Here is a 20,219-nt window from a genome sequence, read left to right on the forward strand (position 1 = left end):
CTGGACGCTTATTGTTTATTGGCAAGTAATTTCCTTTTCGGAGGGGAAATACGAGAGTTGATTCGCTACAGTCGGAGCCACTTTTCAGATAGAACTGGGTTTCGGGAGTCAGCTCTCATATTGGCAAGTATTAGCCTCGCACTTTCACTGGTGCGGGGCTTCTTTTTTTATCGCATGCCACGGTACGTTACTGTGATGCACTGCACAAACTTCGTAGTAAAATTGATTCGTTTCATCCAATATCCTCCCAAGGGTTGGTTTCAGCCCGCAACCGAAAGGTCTCGCGGGTTTTTTTATTGTGTCAGGCTTGTGTATGCCAAATACATGAGGTGTCCTTGCGCCCGTCGCTCCGAGCAACCGAGTAAGCGAGCTTCGTCTAGGCACTTTCGTGTTCGTCAATTTTTGGCAAAAGGTAAGCGCCATCCCGTAACGGCCCACAGCTTAGTGTTTCTATCGGTCGCCAAGCCGCATGCGAGGGGTCGCCCCTGGACTCGGCAGTCTGCACGGCAAATCCTAAACATCATCAACTAACAGGAAATGATTCATCAACTAAAGCAGTGTTGATTGCTTAATTGTTTGTGGTTATAGTCGTTTTAGTCTGAAAGGGATATCCACTATGACTATTACCAATGCACTACCCACACTCTTCATTCCTCATGGAGGCGGTCCATGTTTTTTCATGGACTGGCCGAGTCAGCCCGACATGTGGAACAAAATGGGCGATTTCCTGAAGAACCTTCCCCCCGTTATCGGCCGGCGCCCGAAAGCGATTGTCGTGGTCTCGGCTCACTGGGTTGAGGACGCATTCACTGTGATGGCTGGCGCGCATCCGCCGCTCCTCTTTGATTATTATGGTTTCCCCGAGCATACCTATCGCCTGACCTATCCGGCTGCCGGCGCGCCGGAACTGGCCAAGCGCATTCAAGCGCTGCTTGGCGAGGCAGGCTTTGCCACCAAATCGGATTCTGAGCGTGGCTTCGACCACGGGACCTTCATCCCCTTCAAACTGATATACCCGGATGCAGACATCCCCATTGTGCAGCTGTCGTTGAAAACCGGGCTCGACCCTGCCGAGCATCTGCGCGCAGGCGAAGCGCTACGAGCGCTGCGCGACGAAGGCGTACTGATTGTTGGCAGCGGCATGAGTTTTCATAACATGCGCGGCTTCACTCCTGCTTTTACGGAGGCTTCCCGACGATTCGACGACTGGCTGACAGCGACCACTTCCGAGCCTGATGCCGATGCCCGCAACCGATTGCTTCAGAGTTGGGAGCAAGCGCCGGACGCCCGATTGACGCAACCCAATCCGGACCACTTGCTGCCACTCATGGTCGCCGCAGGCGCCGCGGGCGGCGATGCCGGGCGCAAGATATTCGAAGACAAGGTCATGAATGTCGTCGTTTCCGGGTTCGCCTTTGGCTGACAAACCAATTTTTCTCAAACCACCGCATAAGGAGCAAATTTCCATGCAAGACAACATTTCTTTTCAGGCAGTCTGGACACCGCGCATTCTCGGGCTTCTGCGCATCATTATCGGATTTCTTTATCTCCAACACGGAATGGCCAAACTGTTCGGCATGCCCCATATCGCGATGTTTGATGGAGTACAGGTGTTTTCCCTGATGGGTGCGGCGGGCGTGCTGGAACTGGTTGGCGGGGTATTCCTGCTGGTTGGCCTATTCACCCGGCCAGTCGCTTTCATTCTGTGCGGCCAGATGGCGGTCGCGTATTTCATGGCGCATGCGCCAAATGGATTTTTACCTATCCTTAACCAGGGCGAGTTGGCTGCGCTGTACTGCTTTGCCTTCCTCTATCTTTCGGTCGCCGGCGCAGGGGCATTCAGCATTGATGCTGCGCGCAAGAACGCCTAAGCACTGATGGACACGCTCGTCAGCATGCGAGTCTTTCGACAGGTCGTCGAGCGAGGAAGCTTCATTGGCGCGGCCGAGCAGATGGCAGTCTCGGCCGCCATGGCCAGCAAGCACGTCGCCCATCTGGAGCGCCATCTCGGAGTTCGGCTATTCAATCGCACCAGCCGTCACGTCAGCCTGACGGAGGCCGGCGCAGTTTATTACGAGCAGTGTAAGGATGCCCTCGACACCCTGGAGATGGCAGAAGCCTCCTTGAGCGGCAGCGTGGCTGAGCCTAGAGGAGTTCTCAAGGTAACGGCACCGGGATGGTTCGCCAACGCAACCATAGCCAGCCTACTGGCTCGCTACAGAGAACGGTTCCCCAAGGTGACACTGGATTTGCGGCTGAGTAACTGGCGGGTGGACCTGGCGGAAGAAGGATTTGATTTGGCGCTTCGCGCTACGTTTTCGGAAGTGCCAACACTGATTGTGCGACCGATTTGTCCGGTTCGCTTCATGTTCGTTGCGACGCCAACCTATCTTAAAAAGCACGGACCGCTGGACAGGTTGAGCCAGCTGGGCCGCCATGCTGCCGTACTGCCGTCTTATATCAAGTCTGCACAAGACAAACTGGTTGAAGGGCTTGCCGGGAAAGGCGCAGTCAGCTTGCCGGTAGCCATGAAGACGGACGATTCAACGCTTGCCTACCAAAGTGTGTTGGCAGAGGTCGGATTCGGCTATTTGCCGATATGGCTGATTGAATCGGATTTGGCTGCGGGACGCATTGGAATGCGTACTGGGCGACCTCGAAAAGCCGATAGTAACGCTTTACGCAGCTTACACGAGCCGAAAATACCTTACCCCTAAAGTACGAACATTCATCGATTTTTTGATTGAATCTCTCTAGCCTGAATATTTCAGTGCGACACGACGAGCTATATTGTGCTGCAGCTCGGTTTGCAAGTTGAACAATAAAGTCGATACTTGCAACGGGCGAGCGTTCAACAGTTGTTGGCGCCGGTCGCGAATTGACCCAGATGCCGAAACTGAACTGCTCCATCCCAAAGCCGACCAATCCCAGTTCTGGCAACGGTTTGTAAGCCATGCGGCTGGGTCGAAATCCCGCCACACCGGTCAAAAAAAATGCGTCGGCACCAACACACAAGCACGCTTTAGGTGGCAGTTAGGGGCAAAGTCTTGCTGTGTCGATTGGTCGATTCGCTGCTGCTACAAGCGCGTTGGAAGAATTGTCGACTTGCGCAAACGCAGGTGTCAATTTTCCGAGTACCAGAATCGCTCCTTCACCGGCAGTACAGTCTCCCTGCGGGATATTTGGCGAATTGTGGATGTGGCGTGCTGGGTGCCTAGCATTCCTTACGTAACAGGATTTGGAATGTTCGAGTACCGGTCACAATTAACTAACCTGCACCGTGACCTGTCTCGCGGAAAGTGCCCGTTCTTGACGAGACGATTCAATTATTAGGAAAAATCGGTGTTCTGCAATTTAGTAAAAAAATGGGCCGCAAGCGCAGCCCATTCAATTTCTGGCAATTTACTTTTTATTTCGCCGCTGCTTTTTTTACGGCCTGCGTATACTGGTCTGAGGCTTTGGCGACATGTGCCTCGGTCGCTTCGACGGCTTGTTTCGCGGCGCTGTTTATTTTCTCGTAGGCGGCCTGTGTGTTTTCGACGGACGATTTCAGCATTGCAATTGCGTTTTCAGAACCGGCTGGCGCGTTCTTAGCAATGGTATTCACCAAGTCGCTTACCTTGCCTTGGACTTCGGCGGCTTGCGCGTCGGCTACCTTGGTAAACTCCGCTTTCGTTGCAGACACGATATCGGTCAAATGATGGCTGTAGGCAGCGACTTTTTCGGCGTTGGGCTTGGCGTATGCAGTTGCCAGGGCGAAGAAGGTTTGCGGGTCTTTGGCCGTCAACAAATCCTTCGCTGCGGCTGCCGAGTCGGCGGCGGATGCTTTGACAGTTGCCATGTTCAATGCAACAAGCTTTTCTGTTCCCTCGACCGCTATGCTCGTAAGCGCACTGAATACAGCGAGTTGGGATTCGAAAAAGGCTTTGCTCGCAGACGTATATTGTTCTGTATTCGAAAACATGATTTCTCCTAGGGTAGGGATTTGATTACGCTGACATCGGATGTGCCTTGTGCGCCGCAGCAAAGTATATGGGGTCCATGCGATTGTGTCTAACAGTTTTCTCTCGTGGGCTACTCGTGTTTATTGGACAATCGATGCGTTGTGCGATAAGGGGAAATGTTGGGTCTCTTTACGTCGCACATCGACTGGAGTCGCGGTGAAGACGAGCGCTCGGGGGATATTGCCTGACGTTAAAGCACACCGATTTCCATCGAGTACCACTCCATTTTTTGCGCGCCGCTTTACGTTTAACTGGATGCATGCTTGGGCTATCCACTTAGCTCCGCAGGTGGTCTTCTGGCGACAAAAGCTCGAACGGGGCGGCGACAACGTAACAAGGTGTGAGTTTGCAGAACTGCCGGAAATGCCGTTTGTCTAATTTTTAGATACGGAATTTCCCCGTATATTTACGCTCGACATCATGAACCAGCACTTGAAAGGCGTAGCGAAACGCCTTACATTTTCGCTACTGCTCGCATCCGGTCTTGGGGGCTGCGCCGCATATGAGCCCACCTATTTTGGGGGTTATTCGTCCTATGACACGTACCCCTATGACACGTACCCATATGGTCAGTCCGTATATTCAATCGCTCCAGACTATATAGTAGGGGCGCCTGCGTTCTTCGACTTTGGGTTCTTTTCAGAAGGTGGTCATCGTCATGATGGGTTCCACGATGGTCGTCATCGGTTCCATGGCGGAGAAGGTTTCGGCCACCACGAAGGCATGGTCGGGGTGGGTCACCACGAAGGCGCAGGCGGAATGCGCGCTATGGGCGCGGGTGGAGTGGGCGCTAGGGGTGCCGGTGGAGCGGGCGCTAGGGGCGCAGGCGGAGTGGGCGCTAGGGGAGGAGAAAATCATCCTACCAACGACCGTCATTAGACCATCGCCGCGACCGTAACGTACAAGGACGTAAAAATGCCCGCGCAGCGCGGGTTGGTCGCCTCTCTCATTTCAAAGACCAATGTTTCGCATTTGTTGCCAATAGAAGACTGCATCGGACTTTTGGCGATGTAATTGGCCAGTTTGGCCACGTTTTGGTCGGCGCAATCCCGACACACACCGGCAATGAGGACCACTGCAGATTTTTTTGAAACACATTGCTACCACGCCAAAAATGCCGGAAATGCATCTTGTGGGGCTAAGTGGATAGACCATATGCACGCACAGTGTACGACGTATTCCAGTACTGCGAAAATCGGAATGTGGCGTTAAATGAAGCGCATCCGTTACTACGTTCATGGAAGGGACTGCCTCGCTTTTGAATAAAGCGGACGCTAGCTCCATCCATGGGATTACTGGTTTCCGGCGGGGTTCAAGGCACTCTTGGGCTGCGCACCACAGTAGCCCACTGGTTATCAAACAACATGCAAAACTTGCCAGATTAGAGGTGGGGCTTCGGCTAGACACGGCACATTACCTTCCTATGCTGGGCATTGTGACCTATGCTTAAACTCCGATTGGAAACATTCATAGGGAACTTCATGATTGCCGAATTGGAAACATTTTCTCCCCTGTGCGTTGCGCCCCCCACTAAAACAGAGACTAAAGCCGCCCAGGCTGAGTTGCTCGCCGCTGAAGACATGCTGACAGCACTATGTGACACTGAAGGCGGAATTGAAGCATGGGCAACGCTGCTGGGTTACGGGAAAAGTCGCGCCAAGTACTAAGTCGCATTGCTGAAACCTTTCGAGTCACAAGGGACATCCAGATTTATCTGGTCCTTTGCCTTGGCGACAACTCCACCCCTCGATTCATAGCTCAAAACTTCGCTCTGTCAATCCTGAAGAGCCAAGGGCATCTGAATGCGTTCGAAACTGAGCCCATCCAATTCAAGATTGGCTGAGAAGTCAGCAGTCCATCCTCGGTTAGAAAACGACCATTTCTTTGGGCTACTCGACCACTCAACCACCTATACCGAGTCTTTCAACAGGGAGATGGCGATGACGCAAGACGATGTCCTGGAGTTATTCAGGAAACAAGCGGCAACGCTTGGCGAAGTGCAAGCGACGCGGGCCGATAATGTTTTGAGGCTTGCACAGTTGATGGCTGACTCTAAAGGGCGCCTATCGAAAGAAAATTTGGCTATCCGGATTAACGTGTGGAAAGCTATTCGGTTTGCTCAACAAACCGTCGGTTCGATAGCTCGTCAAAAATACCTACCTGTCGTTAAGCCCTTGCCGTCCGCTCAGGATGACAAGGTTGTGAGACAACCGTTCGTGCAGTACGTTTTTCCAGTCCTGGTCGAGCCAATGTGCGACCTCGGCAAAACCAGCCGTGATACGTGCTAGCAGGTCATCGAGGTAAGTTGTTGCCTCCGTTGCACTCGTAAATCCGAAACGATGTGCGTCAGCCAATACAGAGTCCCGAGAAATGTCGAAGCGCCCCTGAGATAGCTGCATGTGAAGACGAACTGGCGTTTCAACCGGGTTAGGCACGACGTCAAAAGCCGGCGCGAGCCGCCAGCGGCGTTCCTCTGCTTTATAGACAATGGCATGATTGCGCACATGGTCGTCATCGTTGCCGCATACCGCATTAAACACCATGCGGCCAAACAGTTCGATACGGTCTTCAACTGGTACACCTGCCAACCGCAGTTCTTCGGCTAAACGCGGATAGCTCCAGCGGTCCGTCTGGAGGAGTCCCGGATATTCGGCCTGCAACAAAGACGCGGCGCTCACGCACATGTGGCGCTGCCGGCCGGTTCGGTCAAACCTTAGAACCCGTACCGCATTCCTGCCACGTGTGGCGGGGTGAAAGACGGTTTGGGCAAAATTTAATCCACTTGCCGCGCCCCACCGCTGACCCACGTGCTCGAGCAGAGGAATATTGGCAACGTCTGTTGCAATCTCCGGCTTAACCAGCCAAAACTGACCGTTGTCACCTTGCACCGTGGCTTTCGGCCGCGCACCACCCACGCTGGCCGTCTGGACCAACCTTGCACGAATTTTTGCGCGTATCGTAGGACGGCGCTCCGCGAGTGCCGCCAATTCTTCAATAACCTCACTGAGTTGAGGCAGACCAGGGGTGTTCACTTTCGCGTCCGGCGGCTTGGCGCCTGGACCTACGGCAAGCGCACCCCAGCGGTCAAGGTTGCTGGCTTTGAGCAAGTATTGCAGCGGCGGAGCATCTTCCGGCAGATTATGTTCTTGGCGCAGTAAGGCCTGTCCCCATGCATCCGGACATGCATCTCGTAAGACGTCATGCAGGCCTTGATACCGTGGCGCCGTGACATCAGTTCCCGGCAAAAACGGTAAGTTTCGCGGGTCAATGGCCCAGGCAAGCCCTGCATCAATGTAAGAGGGGGCGTACTTGAAAAAACCTTCTCCGGGTTTACCTGCCTTGTACCGGCCAACTGTGACCCACTCGCCGCTATCTGGCCGCTGCAGATAGACGTATATCGGTTTAGAAATACTCAGCATCGTCAGCTCCCTTTTCCTGCAGACTCAACTTGACGCGCTGACCGTAGTCACCTTGCCACAGCTCGGCAGGCAGTGCTGGTGCCGCCTGGTCGACGATGCCTAGCGCAAGAAGCGCTGTCAAATATGCTCCTGCACCTGCACCTGGGTCCCCTTTTTCCAGCCGGAGCAGTGTCGTCCGGGAGATACCCAGTCGGGCAGACAAATCAGCGACAGTGATACGCTGACGTAGGCGCTGCGTGTTGATACACTTACCCCATGCAGTGAGGCGGTCCTGCACCAGTGTTGGCCAAGTTTCAGCCTTGGAGAGTTTCTTTGGCATGACTTACTCCGTTCATAGATAGGTCATTATAGCGCACAACGCTTTATCTATGAACACTACCGGATACGCAATAGTGCCATAGTTGCGACTTTATGTCGTATAACGACGCATCTATGATGCGTGTCAGCAGAGTTGTCGGCCTTGGGGAAGCTTGCGCACGAATCCACACGAAAATCCGGATACCCGAAAATTTCGATGAATTGGTGCATATCGGCGCTGTAATGTACCAGGAAGGCCTGGGACAATTCACGGCGCGGTCGGAAGTCGCGGCTTTGATGAAAAAGTCGGTACAGGACCGGAAGGATGACCAATAACGATTTAAAAATCACCGCGGAGCACGCTAATCGTGCGACGCCTATGTGAGCCGGTACCGGAAGCAACTACCAAGAATCTCGTTGGCTCTCTGTCTTCAACTCCCGCGCGGCCTCGACCATCCTTCGCTGTTCTCTACGTTTGTGAATCACCGCCCAGTATTGTTCCGCAGTCATCGGTGGCGTGCTCATTAGGTCTTTGAGCGACGCAACATTGGCGCAATCTTTTTTGTTAGGTCGATTAAAACAGTTCAAATTCGCTCCTTTGATATCAGGCCTTAAAAATTTGGAGTCTGGTACCCGAGTCGTCACAGATAGAAAAATCTCCAATGCTTCGCGAGATTGATTTGGCGCAGTATCGAATCAATATTGCCTACGAATTCTGCATGAGGTTGTCTTTTTGATGACTTTGAGAATTCCCGGCTATTTCCTGTTGCCCATTCGGATACTTTTGCAGGCGGACGGCGTCGTCAATCGTTTCCGATGCACACCAGCCCAAAAGCGGGTAGCAGAAAAGAAAACGGGCCGCAAGCGCGGCCCATTAAAATACTGCACCGGCCATCGCTTATTTCTTGCTCGCTTTAGGAACAGCCTTTTCAACAGCTTGCGAAAACTGCCCGGTAGCGTTCACAACCTGCGCTTCAACCGTTTCTACGGCTTGCTTGGTGACGGTGGTCAGTTGTTCGTAGCCGGCACTGGCATTGTCGATGGCCGATTTCAGTAGCGCAACCGCATGTTCGGAGCCGGCCGGTGCACTTTTGGTCACGTTATCCACCAGTGCAGTTATCTTACTTTTTGTTTCTGCAAATTGGGCTTCAGCGGTTTTCGAGAACTCAGCCCGGACGCCAGAGGCGATATCCGTCAAGTCACGGCTATATGAAGCAACTATTTCCGCAGTCGGCTTTGCCTGTACGGCGGGCAAGGAGAAAAATTCCTGCGGGGTTTTGGCGGAAGACAATTGCTTTGCGACCGCAATCGATTGTTCTACCGACGCTTTCGTAGCAGCGATATTTAGCGCAATCGCCTTTTCTGCGCCTTCGATTATTTTACTGGTCAGTGCCTGGAACGAGGCGGCTTGGGATTCAAACAGGGCTTTCGTCGCGGAGGTAAATTGCTCTTGATTAAAAGACACGTGCTTCTCCTTATTCAATGAATGGTTTATGCCAAACGAAGTGAAAATGGTGCGATGCAACGTGGTCGATTTTACTTGATGGGTCAATGATGTCGAGGGTTATTTGCAAATAAGTTTATTCGTAAATAAACCCAGGAGCTTGTTGGCCACCTCCAACGACACTCAAAACTTGTGCCACCGTAGTCTCGTAGGTCCCGCATTGCAGCAATTGTCTCCCTTGCTCCTTTACGGCGGAAATCCTGTGGCTCCATTGCGCCGACAATCTGCTGACGCCTCAACGCCGAGAACCAAATGGCTCCTTATCGCCGAAAATTCACACCCATGCACATCGCGTGGACATTGCGGGAGCCAAGCGGTAATGCCTCATCTGGATACTGCGGCTTTGTGAGTTGCGTAGGAATCGCGAAGAGTCGCTCAGACGGCGTGGAAAACTCGTTTTTTCAGGTGTTTCCGTGATGCAAGGATGTTAATTTGGTTTAACCTGGTGGAATTCAGGGAACAAGTCATGAGCATCCATAATTTAAAAGACCCCCAAGCTGTCGTTGCCGCCATCCGAGAATTTGACCTGCTAGGCCGAACAGCCTTTCTGGAGAAATACGGATTCGGAAAGTCTCGCGAATATATGCTGCGAGATGCCAGCTCCGGAAAAATTTACGACTCCAAAGCTATAGTTGGTGCAGCGTACGGTTACGCCTTTCCCGATATCGGCCCGCTTCGACCGGAGGACTTTTCTGGAGGCGAAGCTACCGTTGAGCGCGTTCTGTCCAGTCTCGATTTTGAGGTTGTGCGCATTGGACAGGACTGGAACCAGGAGGAAGTTGACCTCATCGTCACGGACTACTTCGAGATGCTTGCTACGGAGTCCGTCGGGCAGCCATACAGCAAGAGCGAGCACAACGAGCTGTTGAGGGCAAAACTAAAAGTTCGGAGCAAATCGTCCATCGAACTGAAGCACCAAAATATTTCTGCAGTGCTGGACCAACTAGGTCTGCCCTACATCAAAGGGTACAAACCCCGCTACAACCTTCAGGAGCTATTGCGCCGGAAAGTGCAAGATTACGTCGAGAAGCATCGGCAATACCTGGCTAAGGTGCTGGACAACCTTGAATCTCGGACCGCTCCGGGGAATCAGCAATACCGCGGAGTGCTTGTGACGCCGCCCAACGTGGAGGCATTTCAGCCTGCTGTCAAACGGACACGAATGCCGCGGAAGCTTGACTATGCCGCCAGAGACGAGCGCAACAGGCTGTTAGGTGCCAACGGGGAGTCTTGGGTCGTCGGGTACGAACAGACCCGCCTTGGCGATGAGGGACGACCTGACCTCATTGAGAAAATTGACTGGGTCTCTGACCGGCTGGGTGATGGAACAGGATATGACATTCTTTCCTTCGAGGTTTCGGATATGACCCGATTTATAGAGGTGAAAACAACAAACGGTGGTCCTGTGACACCGTTTGTTGTGAGTCGAAATGAGGTCAGTTTTTCTGAGGAGATAGAGGATTGTTTCTGCCTCTATCGTTTGTTCGACTTTAGTGCTGCGCCGAAGCTCTTTATCCTGCGAGGTCCGTTATCGAGCAACCTGGCACTTGACCCGATTGACTATCGAGCTCGGTTGAAGGCGCTGACCTAGTGATTTGGTCATTGGTAACCTGTTGGACAACCAGGCGCTCAGATGGCAATTCCTGCAGTGCCCAGCACAACGCATAATCTGGATTTCCGACAACCGTGTTTGCCGACAAAAATGGCATCAAACATATTCATCCAAAGAGCAACCACCGACGATTCGGACGAAATCGCGTCGATGGCCGGCGAGTTGCTGGACGAAATCATGAGTACTATCGGCCAGCAAGCATTCAATTTCGACCTGCACGACACCGTAGTCCGGCTCAAGGATTTTATCGCCACCGAAAAATATTTCGTATTTGTCGCGTTGGGCAAGGAGGCAAAAGCGGTCGGGTTTATTACGCTTTTTGAAAGCCACGCTCTCTATGCCGAAGGTTCGTTTGGAACCATACCTGAACTTTATGTCCGTCCCGAATATCGCTCAGAGAACGTGGGATTGCGCCTTCTGGAACAGGCAAGAAGTTTCGGCACGTCGAGAGGCTGGAAGCGCCTGGAGGTTACTACTCCACCACTCCCGCAGTTCGACAAAACACTGGCGTTCTATGAACGTGAAGGTTTCACAATTACTGGCGGCCGCAAACTGAAGGTGACCCTATGATTCAGCGATTAAGGTTCTTCTTTCGTGTGCGGTTAAGGCTTTCAGAAGTTCAATACAAGTAGCGAAATACAACAAATGCCCCGCCTTTTCATATTCATCACCAAGTATCCACTTCTGTGGAGCATTCTCGCGAGCTTTATGTTGTCCTGCTTCGCCGGGCTTCTGCCTTACACGGCTGCGCTTCTGTTGCCTGCCAACATTCACCCACGAATAGTACCGGTGACGGCCGGTCTCTTCACTGTTATAGCAATGCTGTTTGCCGTAGTCGCTGGCGCCCGAACAACCATTGTGGCATCAGCCCTTGTCTCCGCCGTATTCCCAATCCTTTTACCTTTCGGCATGCTTCTCGCCACACAAGATGAGTTGGAAGTTGCCGTCCAGATTTCGAAATGCATGCTACTCATTATTGGCTTTAACGGCGCTGTTACTTGGTTAATCTACCGCGCTATCCAGAGGCAAGAGCGCAAAATGCAGCATAAATAACAAGTCGACCAAATTGGCCTCCTTCGGCTAGCCGGTTGCGACTGGTTGGACTCTACTCACTCTGGCCAGTCGAGTTGCCTAAAAACCGACGTTCAACGCGGAGTTGTCCTGCGCAAAACGTCGTCCCACGGTGACGAATTACGATTCATTTATTACCTCCTCATCGCCCACATTGCACGCCGCAACAGTAACGCTCATTTTTTTCGCGCGAAGGTTCAAAAGATGGCGACCAAGATATGCTCCTGCAACCGTAATTAAATATGCTATTGGCAAAAACTCCAGAGCGCCTGTCGCGTACCCTTCAATAAATGCTCCCTTATCACTCAAGGATTTACTCGCCCATTTGCTACTCTCAGTCAGCGAAATCTGGATTGGGCCACCTAGTACCCAAATCAAAAAAATGGGAATAGACAAAAAGCCGACCTTAAACGGATTATTTCTTCGTCGCGCCAGAGAAAAGCCGAGTGAGAAAACTAACAGTAAGTTCGCCGTAAGAAAAAGCCAGAAAGGCACTCCAAAATCGTTCCAATACGCAAACCGAGAAAACCCCTCTAGGGCTATCGCAGCCAAAATGTAGAGAATGAGCAATTTGTGGCCTCTCAGCGCGACAACGACGTTCGAGACATTTTTATGCTTTGCAAAATTGGCTGCGGAATGTGTTGCGTTTAGAACGAACAAAATAAGGCACGCCATCTGAAAGAACAGAACGACCTTGACAGATACGGACATATCAACGGAAAGTCCCCAAAGTGTAATTGCAAGAACAGGGGCAATGCATATTAGCGCAACGATTGGCGCGTAACGTTTATACAGGATAGCAAGCGGAATAGAAAAAAGAGCCGCCTCAAGGACAGCTTGGACAAAACCGTGAAACTCAGCAACGACAATACGAACGGTCATCGACGAGTGCCCGCCAACAGGAATCACACTATCAAGAAATGACTTGGAATAGACGTACAGTGCAACAAATAAAATAGCTAATACGGGGACGAGTAATAATCTGAGAATCGTAGACATTCGTTGCATTGCATTTGTCCCTCTAGGATTGGATTGGATGACTCGGGCATACATTTTTAGCTGTTATTTAAAGTGAAAATTTTTCCGGTACAGCTCGGCTGGACAATCGTCTATCCGGACAAGACAGTCGGCGGCCGGAAACGTGCGCCACAGCTTGCTTTTCCAATTGCCGGCTAGGTTAGGCATCAAAAAAAACGCGAAACGCAGGCAACTGTCCCCCGTGCTTTGTTGCCGGCAGTGTCGGGAAGAATTTGCCGACTCACAAGAAATTGCTCTGAATTTGTCGCATCATCGCAAATGGCCGGTTTGGAGCGGAAGCGTGACTACCTGCTCCTGGCCGCAATGTGACTGCCGCAATTCGGCCCTATGCCAACAACCCAGGCAGCGCATCATGGCAACACACGCAAATTTTATTCCATCGACATCGCGGAAATAGGCGCCGTAATAATCTGGATGATATTGTGGCCGCAAACCGGGTGGTCCTTCGCAAATGCCACCATTTTTTAGGGCAACGGCATGAGCGCGCTCGACAGCTTGGCGTGTAGGTGCTAGTAGCGCAATCATCTGGCCGTTTCCGGGAGTGGTAATTCCGCCGCGTTGTAGAGTAATTGCATCAAGGCGTCAGGTGGGTGATAGCGGTTCATCTTCGTGTCGGGGCTCAGGTTACGACTCCAGAAAGTTCAATTCTATATAAAATTACACGTGTTTTCCGTACTGGCCACTCTTATACTAAGCACTCCGGCAGCCGACCACTTCTAACGTTTAACACACCAACATGCGATGCAACATAACGAATGCTGAGGCGGTTTTTAAATATTCTTTTTCGTCGGTACAGCACGCCGGAATCTTCGGCGGGGTACTTCTTGTCGTTGGCTTGATATTTATTAAGAATAAAATTTCGTCCACCTCGTTGTCTGGCAAACTTATGGGCTTAGGCATCCTGTTGTCAGGATTTGGCGTACTCGCCTTATGCGTAGTTATGCCCTCAATGTATTTCAGTGAGAGAATCGTCTTTGGACGACAAGAAATGTGTTCGTCTGGGTTTTGGTTTTGGCCTGTGAACGAAGGGTTCTCATACTCGAACGTGGACTACATATTGAAGAAGGTCGAGCCCAATAGGGAAAACAAAGGGCATGCCGGATTGCAGGTGATTTTCAAGAATGGAACCAAAACCTACATGAGCAGAAGCGACCTGTGGGCGGACAACGAAATAGAAATATCACAGGTGCTTCTAAACCACGGCATTGACCTCCGCGAGTGATGCGCCATGTTTTTTGGTCCAAACGGATTAGGTGCGCTGTCATGGCTCGGGATTCGAGCTCCTATACGTGTTGCATGCGCCTCACGTAAAGTTCTCAGAGGTGGTACTTACGCACGCATTTTCACCTCCGACTAGAGTCGCGCCCTATGCTCACAATAACCCCTGAAGACCCCGCCACCCTGGATTCGCAAGCTCTCACTAAGGAACTGTCCAATGCACTGCGCTCAATTACCGGTGACAGCGGAGCCACGTCGTTTGACGCCGAAGATGTTCGGGTACCCAATGCGCGATTTGTAGTCGCCAGGAACGCAAACGGAGAGGCCATCAGTTGCGGTGCATTTCGACCTCTTGAGGGACGTATTGCAGAAATAAAACGGATATATTCGCGTCCGGGCAATCCGGGAACAGGCAGTGCAATCCTTAAGTTCCTTGAAAGTGAAGCCGCCGGACTGGGCTACGATACTCTTTTGTTAGAAACCCGAATCGTGAATCGCAGAGCCGCGGAGTTCTATCAGTCCAAGGAGTACAACCGAATCACCAATTTCGGCAAATATGTTGGAAACCCTTCGGCAGTTCATTCCGCACGCCTGCAGCCCGATTCATACAGCGTAAGAAATAGGGAGGAATTTTTTTGCTAAACGTCATACCTGAGCCCGACGGTGATGTCGTCTACACTCGTTTCCTCTATTTCGCCTATGGCTCTAACATGAGCCAAAAACGCCTTACTGCGCCTGACCGTGCACTTTCGGCAACACGGGTCGCCACCGGTTACGTTTCCGGTCGGCGGCTTACCTTCGACAAAGTCAGCAAGGACGGCTCAGGCAAGTGCGACTGCCAGCAAACGGACGACCCAGAAGACAAAGTCTATGGTGTCGTGTTTTCGATTTTGGAGACGGAGAAGCCTGCCTTGGACAGAGCTGAAGGTAACGGCAACGGCTACGGTGAAACGAAAGTCGAAGTCATTACTGAAAGTGACGTGTTGACCGCGGTTACCTATTTTGCAACCAACAAAAATCCTGCACTAAAACTGTTCCACTGGTACAAGCAGCATGTGCTTCAAGGAGCAATTGAAGGAAACCTGCCTCCAGAGTACATCAGGGCATTGGAACGGATTGAGTCGGTTGCTGACGGTGACGAACGCAGAGTTGCACGCGAATCACGACGATGATGGCAGACCAAGACCCCGAAGGCGAGAACGCAACGAACCGACCGCCCCGCGCAATTGTGGCAAGCACGGGAACGGTGGATAGATGAATGCTTGTTTTCTCGTTTACCTGGAGCCAATGCAATACCTGGGCAGGTCTGACGCCATACCATGTGGTCTGCGGTCAGCGCACACGAAGTTTTTGAACTACAAGAGAAACCAGAAGGACTCTTATTTAAAACTTTTTAAGAAGGCACGTACCCAAGCCACCCCAGCGGCCAACAGTGGCCTGGCAGGCTGAACTTCTTTTACGGTATTAACGGTTTTGGCGCGTTGACGTTTGATAACTGCCGACTCTTTTGTGCTCACGATTGCTCCTCCTTGGAATAGAAAATCAGAGCGTATTGTACGCGTCGGGCGCTGGAACGATATATTGCTAAAGTGTTGATTTGTGCCAACATTTGAGCAGCCGTTTCGAACCCAGTTAGCTAGTGCCCATATGGAAACAGTCACCTATACACGTCTACAATTGTACGAATTGGTTTGGAAGCAGCCAATCCAGACGCTAGCGAGGACCTTGGGAATTTCGGATGTCGGATTGGCGAAGGCGTGTCGCCGGTTAAGTATTCCGTTGCCGGGAAGAGGTTACTGGGCCAAAGTCGCTGCAGGCAAAAAGCTGAGTCGGGTGCCGCTTCTTAACGACCCGCGCGCGGAATCTCAGATACGCTTTAAACAAATCGAGAAGCCGCCGAAGAAGCTGCTTGCCCCTCTTTCGGAAAAGCACCAGCCATTGGCCAGCTCAGAGCCCGTGACGCTGTCCACTCTCGAAGCGCCACATCCGCTCGTGCGGAAATGTCAAACGCGGTTTAAGCGCCAAGAGCCGGACCAGTACGGATTGCGGAACGTGTTACCAGTTGCTGGCCTTGCAATCCGAGTATCCGCCGCAGAGGAAACTCGTGCGCTTGCGATTCTCGATACGGTTTTGAAGGTTTTGAAGCAATCGCGCATCAAAGTTGAAGCGAAGAAGAAAGACGGCCAACGCGACAACGTAAGCAAGCAGTATTTGACTGTCGCTGGAGAAGAGCTGCAACTGAGCATTCGGGAATCCTACGCAAAGAAGCGGAAAATTGACGCGGAGCTCGAGACCGAGGAGGCTACGGGAAAACTCTTTGTCCGAAAGATGAAGTTTTTCCCAAACGGGCGTTTAACCCTGAGCATCGACAATTATCCGCACGAATATGTTTCGAGGTGGGCAGACCGTGCAACTCGAGTCGAGGAACAGATAGCCGATATTGTCCACGCGCTACTTGCGTTTCCAGATGCGATGGCTCGAAAGCGCGAGCACGCGATGGAAGCGCAGCGGGTATGGCAACAACAGCAGTTAAGGCGTTGGGCGCACGAGCAGGAAGAAACACGGAAGAAAGCCTATCGACAGGAGCTGCTCAACGAGGCCATCGCTTACAGGGAAAGCATTTTACTGTTGGAGTACCTGAATCAAATTGAGAAGCGGGCCAAGGAGCAGGCAGCGGTCCTCACCCCAAAGTTCTATGAATCTCTTGCCGAAGCCAAGGCTTTAGCTGCCACGTTAGACCTGACAGATGTGCGAACTGAACAGTTAAACACACGCGCTAACCGATAGCCTGTCGTCGCCGAACCAGTCTCCGCGCCAAGTGTCTATGCATATAGGTCGGCATTTCGCCGGCTTTTGTACCTCTGGAGAGCAAAATGACTAGCAAAATCGCACCGAAGGACAACAGCTCCAACATGCCAAATGCCAACAAGGGCACTTCTGGCACAAACAAGCAGTACGACCAGAACCAGGGCAATCGGGGCAGGCAGATGGCGGGTCGGAAGGCCCCTGCACCGGCCGGTAAGCCGCCTGGCAAGAAATAGCAGAGTATTGGCCCCAATGAAACCTAACGGCGTGCAGTCAATGCACCGTTGATGACCTTGACGTGTGCGCCAGCATGCCAGCGGTTGTTTCCGGCTTCGGTGAACGTTCGAACCGAACCATTGCTCATCCGAACGCGCACTTGTGTCACCGTGGTCGCCCGTACGCGCTTCTCTATCACATTGCCGGCATAGCCGCCGCCAACGGCTCCGGCCACCGTCGCCAGGGTGCGGCCATTCCCCCCGCCCACCTGGTTACCCAGCAGGCCTCCTGCAACAGCGCCCGTTGCGATACCCAAACCGCTACCGTGTGCCGCAGGTCGTTGAAAGGTGTGCGCCGAGATAACCGTCCCACAATAGTGACAAGCCGAAGCGCGCGCATGATGATGCGATGGCGCTGCCTGTGCAGCGAGGGGCGCAACGCTCATTAAGGCGGCGAGCATGGCAGATGATGCGATGCGCATCATCAAGGGGGTAAAGCGTTTAAACGGTTGTTTCATGACTATTCCAGAATTCGCTGAGTTAACGTACGCATGGCATGTCCATAGAGTAGTTTACGCCGTCTTGCCTTGTGAAGTCATACAAGTGTTTCTTCAGCAAGCATTTGTAACAGAGCCTGTCTCCAGATAGAGACTCTGGATGATGTATTCAACAGCGACTGGCCAGGCCCCGCTATTTATTTAATGCCGGCAGTCTGACCTCGGTCAGCTTCCAGTCCGCGAACCCGCTGCGCTGAAGTACTATGCGGAACTTCTCCTGGTTCTTCTCATCCGGCTTTCTGGGGTCAGTAGCATAGGCAATGAGCTTATCTACGCCCTTGCGTTCATACGTCCACTTGAGCTTTTCGTCCTTTGGTTCGGCGCCGACCTGGTTGTCTGGCTTGCCGACGGACGCCGCCGGGACGTCGCTTGGCTGTGTGGCTTTTGGGGACAACTGGCCGTCTTGCATGGCTCGCATGATGGTTTCGGGCCGCACCATTGCATCAACAAGTGGATTCGCCACGGCCATGCCTATCATGGTTCCGAGGGCAGCGCCTGCCTTGGCGAAGTCGTTGTCGGAGCCAGCGGGGCTGCCAAGCTTGTTTGCCAACATGGCTGAGAACTGGCCTTTTAGGTTCTCGCGCAGCTTTGGGTAATTGACATGCTCGTTGAAGGCGTCTGCGTCCTTTTCCTGAGCGGCCGACTGCAGCTGCCGCACGACCAGGATTGGTGACCAATACCAGTAGCCAGCGACGGCTACGACCACGGCGACTGCGGCCGCTTTGATTACTTTTGCTGTCATGTTGATTCCTCTTTGGAAATTGTGTTGTCCTGGTGCAGAAGCAGCTTCAGGGGAAGCAGGTGTGCTGGGCACACTCGCTGCTTATCTTCATCACCGAATGTGGACAAAGCCGCGCATAGGCCTGTTGGAAGATTTCGGGGCAATTCCAAGCTGCACATCTGGCTTGTTTGGGCGTGACAAACAGTCTCGAACGTCGAAAAACACGCGCAAGATTTGCGCGTGTTTTTCAATAATATTTGAATTTTAGTAACCGTATTTCTTGCCAACTACGTCGCCCAGATACCCGCCGCCAACTGCAGCTGCGATGGTCGCAAGCGTACGTCCGTTTCCGCCTCCAACTTGGTGACCAAGTAGGCCACCAATCACGGCACCGGTCGCAATACCGACAGTACTGTGTTCCGCGGCTGGTTGCTGAATTGGTTGTTGCACCGGCTGCGAATACGGTTGACTGTAATTCGAATCTGCTTGGGCGTAATGCATCGGTTGTGGTGCTTGGTAGTAGCTGGGAGTTGCATGATGTACCACACGGCGATGATGCACAACCGGCGCTTCATCAAGTTGGGCCGGTGCGGCGTACTGAACTGGTGTAGCGGTAGCTGCAACAACGCTTCCGGCAACCGGCAAGGCAGTTGGCGCCGCAGTACTTGCCATCGGTGCGACGGTGCTGTGCGAAGTAGGTAACAAGCCCGTAATAGCGGCTGCAGCAATCAAGCTGACAAGCATGACTGATACTGCAGCACCTGCCATCAACGGGTGGATGCGATTCGCCGGTAGATTCATTTCCATTTTGTGCTCCCATATGCCGCCGTGAATGTGGCGTATGGGTAGATTAACGTCCAATGCGTCGACCGGTTAGCAGGAAAGGTGTATCAAGCGTAAGTAGCTGTAACTGAATACCCGGATATTAAAAGCCTTCGGCATCCCGTCAATTCAAACGTTATTGTTTCTGGTCTTCGTGGGAATAGCTAGCACATAGACTGAAGGCTCGGTGCCTATGAATTGGCGGCGACGTATTCGCAGGTACGACTCGGCGCTTGCCCGCTTTCTTCGCTTGATACATTGCCGTATCGGCGAGGCGAAGGAAATCCTGACCGCTACGACCACAATCCGGATACCCTGCATGCCCGATGCTGGCGGACACTGCGTTCACGCTAATTTTGCGAGTAGCCTCGCAACGGCGTGAATGCCTGTTGAATGAAACCAAGTGTGGTCCGCCATGACCAAAGCGGCAGCCCAAGCGGTTCCCATGATTATCCAGTCAGCGCGCCCGCTCTTCCACCACTTCAGCGAATGCCTTCTTGATATCCAGAGCCACGGCACACCCAATGGGTTAGGCCAGTCGGCGAGCAGATGCATGATGCCGCCTGCCGCAAATCCAAACGGCAATGCCATCACGGGGGAGCGGCGCAATCCGTAGTACGAAATGACTAAGAGGGCTATCCACGCAACGCCCCAATGTGTGAGGGTTCGATGGGCAATCCAGGAATGCCGTCCACTGCCACTTGACCACCACGACAATTCTAACCAATCAGGTGCGCCACCTCCGGCGTATCCCATCAGAAAAGCGAGGATACTCCAGACATGGAGAGGCCCGGGGGCGGAGACTTGTGAGACGACTGCCGCCGCGATGAGTCCAGCGGCCCAACCGGTAGACTGGTGTGCTTCTTTAGATGCCACAAAATTCCTTACAAAGTTGATTCTCAAGGTAACAGCGCTCGGCATTATCAGCGAATTTCG

The 20,219-nt window shown here is 52.5% G+C and carries 23 protein-coding genes and 1 pseudogene; 12 read left to right on the forward strand and 12 right to left on the reverse strand.

What is annotated here, in order from left to right; translation table 11 throughout:
- Positions 1–616 precede the first annotated feature (616 nt).
- From AC3CHX_RS04095 to AC3CHX_RS04105, 3 genes are read left to right on the forward strand one after another with little or no spacing between them, the layout of a single operon-like run.
- Complete coding sequence (locus tag AC3CHX_RS04095; protein ID WP_488642822.1) at positions 617–1,423, forward strand: DODA-type extradiol aromatic ring-opening family dioxygenase; 807 nt, start codon at positions 617–619, stop codon at positions 1,421–1,423.
- A 43-nt stretch (positions 1,424–1,466) separates the two neighbouring features.
- Positions 1,467–1,871 carry a DoxX family protein gene (locus tag AC3CHX_RS04100; RefSeq protein WP_488642823.1) on the forward strand — a complete coding sequence of 135 codons (405 nt, stop codon included), beginning with the start codon at positions 1,467–1,469 and terminating at the stop codon, positions 1,869–1,871.
- Positions 1,872–1,877: 6 nt separating this feature from the next.
- Positions 1,878–2,717: a LysR family transcriptional regulator gene (locus AC3CHX_RS04105; RefSeq protein WP_488642824.1), complete on the forward strand. Its 840-nt coding sequence runs from the start codon at positions 1,878–1,880 to the stop codon at positions 2,715–2,717.
- A 692-nt stretch (positions 2,718–3,409) separates the two neighbouring features.
- Here AC3CHX_RS04105 and AC3CHX_RS04110 read toward each other — a convergent pair.
- Positions 3,410–4,027: a phasin family protein gene (locus AC3CHX_RS04110; RefSeq protein WP_488642825.1), complete on the reverse strand. Its 618-nt coding sequence runs from the start codon at positions 4,025–4,027 to the stop codon at positions 3,410–3,412.
- 1,458 nt (positions 4,028–5,485) lie between these two features.
- Here AC3CHX_RS04110 and AC3CHX_RS04115 point away from each other — a divergent pair.
- Entirely contained in the window at positions 5,486–5,671 is a 186-nt protein-coding gene (locus tag AC3CHX_RS04115; protein ID WP_488642826.1) for a hypothetical protein, read from the forward strand.
- Between the two features lie 489 nt (positions 5,672–6,160).
- On the opposite strand, the gene AC3CHX_RS04120 is transcribed toward AC3CHX_RS04115, so the two are convergent.
- The 3 genes from AC3CHX_RS04120 to AC3CHX_RS04130 form a co-directional block, all read right to left on the reverse strand.
- Complete coding sequence (locus tag AC3CHX_RS04120; RefSeq protein ID WP_488642827.1) at positions 6,161–7,423, reverse strand: type II toxin-antitoxin system HipA family toxin; 1,263 nt, start codon at positions 7,421–7,423, stop codon at positions 6,161–6,163.
- Positions 7,407–7,742 carry a helix-turn-helix domain-containing protein gene (locus AC3CHX_RS04125; RefSeq protein WP_144737403.1) on the reverse strand — a complete coding sequence of 112 codons (336 nt, stop codon included), beginning with the start codon at positions 7,740–7,742 and terminating at the stop codon, positions 7,407–7,409. Before AC3CHX_RS04125 ends, AC3CHX_RS04120 begins: the two co-directional genes overlap by 17 nt.
- Before the next feature lie 876 nt (positions 7,743–8,618).
- Complete coding sequence (locus tag AC3CHX_RS04130; protein ID WP_488642828.1) at positions 8,619–9,272, reverse strand: phasin family protein; 654 nt, start codon at positions 9,270–9,272, stop codon at positions 8,619–8,621.
- A 418-nt stretch (positions 9,273–9,690) separates the two neighbouring features.
- On the opposite strand from AC3CHX_RS04130, the gene AC3CHX_RS04135 reads away from it, so the two are divergent.
- The 3 genes from AC3CHX_RS04135 to AC3CHX_RS04145 all read left to right on the forward strand — a co-directional run bounded on the left by AC3CHX_RS04135 (position 9,691) and on the right by AC3CHX_RS04145 (position 11,889).
- Positions 9,691–10,815: a protein NO VEIN domain-containing protein gene (locus AC3CHX_RS04135; protein ID WP_488642829.1), complete on the forward strand. Its 1,125-nt coding sequence runs from the start codon at positions 9,691–9,693 to the stop codon at positions 10,813–10,815.
- Between the two features lie 42 nt (positions 10,816–10,857).
- Entirely contained in the window at positions 10,858–11,406 is a 549-nt protein-coding gene (locus AC3CHX_RS04140; protein WP_488642830.1) for a GNAT family N-acetyltransferase, read from the forward strand.
- 75 nt (positions 11,407–11,481) lie between these two features.
- A complete protein-coding gene (locus AC3CHX_RS04145; protein WP_488642831.1) occupies positions 11,482–11,889 on the forward strand; it encodes a hypothetical protein in 408 nt (135 codons plus the stop codon).
- 138 nt (positions 11,890–12,027) lie between these two features.
- Here AC3CHX_RS04145 and AC3CHX_RS04150 read toward each other — a convergent pair whose 3' ends face one another.
- Positions 12,028–12,906 (reverse strand): hypothetical protein, encoded by an 879-nt coding sequence (locus AC3CHX_RS04150; RefSeq protein WP_488642832.1) that lies wholly within the window; start codon positions 12,904–12,906, stop codon positions 12,028–12,030.
- A gap of 364 nt (positions 12,907–13,270) precedes the next feature.
- Positions 13,271–13,500, reverse strand: a pseudogene (locus AC3CHX_RS04155) (VOC family protein); the annotation flags it as partial.
- Between the two features lie 181 nt (positions 13,501–13,681).
- Here AC3CHX_RS04155 and AC3CHX_RS04160 point away from each other — a divergent pair.
- The 3 genes from AC3CHX_RS04160 to AC3CHX_RS04170 all read left to right on the forward strand — a co-directional run bounded on the left by AC3CHX_RS04160 (position 13,682) and on the right by AC3CHX_RS04170 (position 15,335).
- On the forward strand, positions 13,682–14,167 hold the full coding sequence (locus AC3CHX_RS04160) for a hypothetical protein (protein ID WP_488642833.1): 486 nt from the start codon (positions 13,682–13,684) through the stop codon (positions 14,165–14,167).
- Between the two features lie 146 nt (positions 14,168–14,313).
- Positions 14,314–14,805 carry a GNAT family N-acetyltransferase gene (locus AC3CHX_RS04165; RefSeq protein ID WP_488642834.1) on the forward strand — a complete coding sequence of 164 codons (492 nt, stop codon included), beginning with the start codon at positions 14,314–14,316 and terminating at the stop codon, positions 14,803–14,805.
- On the forward strand, positions 14,799–15,335 hold the full coding sequence (locus AC3CHX_RS04170) for a gamma-glutamylcyclotransferase family protein (protein WP_488642835.1): 537 nt from the start codon (positions 14,799–14,801) through the stop codon (positions 15,333–15,335). The genes AC3CHX_RS04165 and AC3CHX_RS04170 overlap by 7 nt, the downstream gene beginning before the upstream one ends.
- 207 nt (positions 15,336–15,542) lie before the next feature.
- On the opposite strand, the gene AC3CHX_RS04175 is transcribed toward AC3CHX_RS04170, so the two are convergent.
- Complete coding sequence (locus tag AC3CHX_RS04175; RefSeq protein ID WP_488642836.1) at positions 15,543–15,680, reverse strand: hypothetical protein; 138 nt, start codon at positions 15,678–15,680, stop codon at positions 15,543–15,545.
- A gap of 130 nt (positions 15,681–15,810) precedes the next feature.
- On the opposite strand from AC3CHX_RS04175, the gene AC3CHX_RS04180 reads away from it, so the two are divergent.
- Positions 15,811–16,950 carry a hypothetical protein gene (locus tag AC3CHX_RS04180; RefSeq protein WP_488642837.1) on the forward strand — a complete coding sequence of 380 codons (1,140 nt, stop codon included), beginning with the start codon at positions 15,811–15,813 and terminating at the stop codon, positions 16,948–16,950.
- Positions 16,951–17,036: 86 nt separating this feature from the next.
- Positions 17,037–17,204, forward strand: a complete 168-nt coding sequence (locus tag AC3CHX_RS04185) for a hypothetical protein (RefSeq protein WP_488642838.1) — start codon at positions 17,037–17,039, stop codon at positions 17,202–17,204.
- A gap of 23 nt (positions 17,205–17,227) precedes the next feature.
- On the opposite strand, the gene AC3CHX_RS04190 is transcribed toward AC3CHX_RS04185, so the two are convergent.
- The 5 genes from AC3CHX_RS04190 to AC3CHX_RS04210 all read right to left on the reverse strand — a co-directional run bounded on the left by AC3CHX_RS04190 (position 17,228) and on the right by AC3CHX_RS04210 (position 20,159).
- Complete coding sequence (locus AC3CHX_RS04190) at positions 17,228–17,701, reverse strand: outer membrane lipoprotein (RefSeq protein WP_488642839.1); 474 nt, start codon at positions 17,699–17,701, stop codon at positions 17,228–17,230.
- A 172-nt stretch (positions 17,702–17,873) separates the two neighbouring features.
- Positions 17,874–18,482: a DUF2939 domain-containing protein gene (locus AC3CHX_RS04195; RefSeq protein WP_488642840.1), complete on the reverse strand. Its 609-nt coding sequence runs from the start codon at positions 18,480–18,482 to the stop codon at positions 17,874–17,876.
- 243 nt (positions 18,483–18,725) lie between these two features.
- On the reverse strand, positions 18,726–19,268 hold the full coding sequence (locus tag AC3CHX_RS04200) for a glycine zipper 2TM domain-containing protein (RefSeq protein WP_488642841.1): 543 nt from the start codon (positions 19,266–19,268) through the stop codon (positions 18,726–18,728).
- 151 nt (positions 19,269–19,419) lie between these two features.
- The gene (locus AC3CHX_RS04205; protein WP_488642842.1) at positions 19,420–19,632 is read right to left on the reverse strand and encodes a GGDEF domain-containing protein; all 213 of its coding nucleotides are present in this window, start codon (positions 19,630–19,632) and stop codon (positions 19,420–19,422) included.
- Complete coding sequence (locus AC3CHX_RS04210) at positions 19,629–20,159, reverse strand: metal-dependent hydrolase (RefSeq protein WP_488642843.1); 531 nt, start codon at positions 20,157–20,159, stop codon at positions 19,629–19,631. The genes AC3CHX_RS04205 and AC3CHX_RS04210 overlap by 4 nt, the downstream gene beginning before the upstream one ends.
- Positions 20,160–20,219 lie beyond the last annotated feature (60 nt).

The organism is Glaciimonas sp. OK215 (assembly GCF_057787885.1).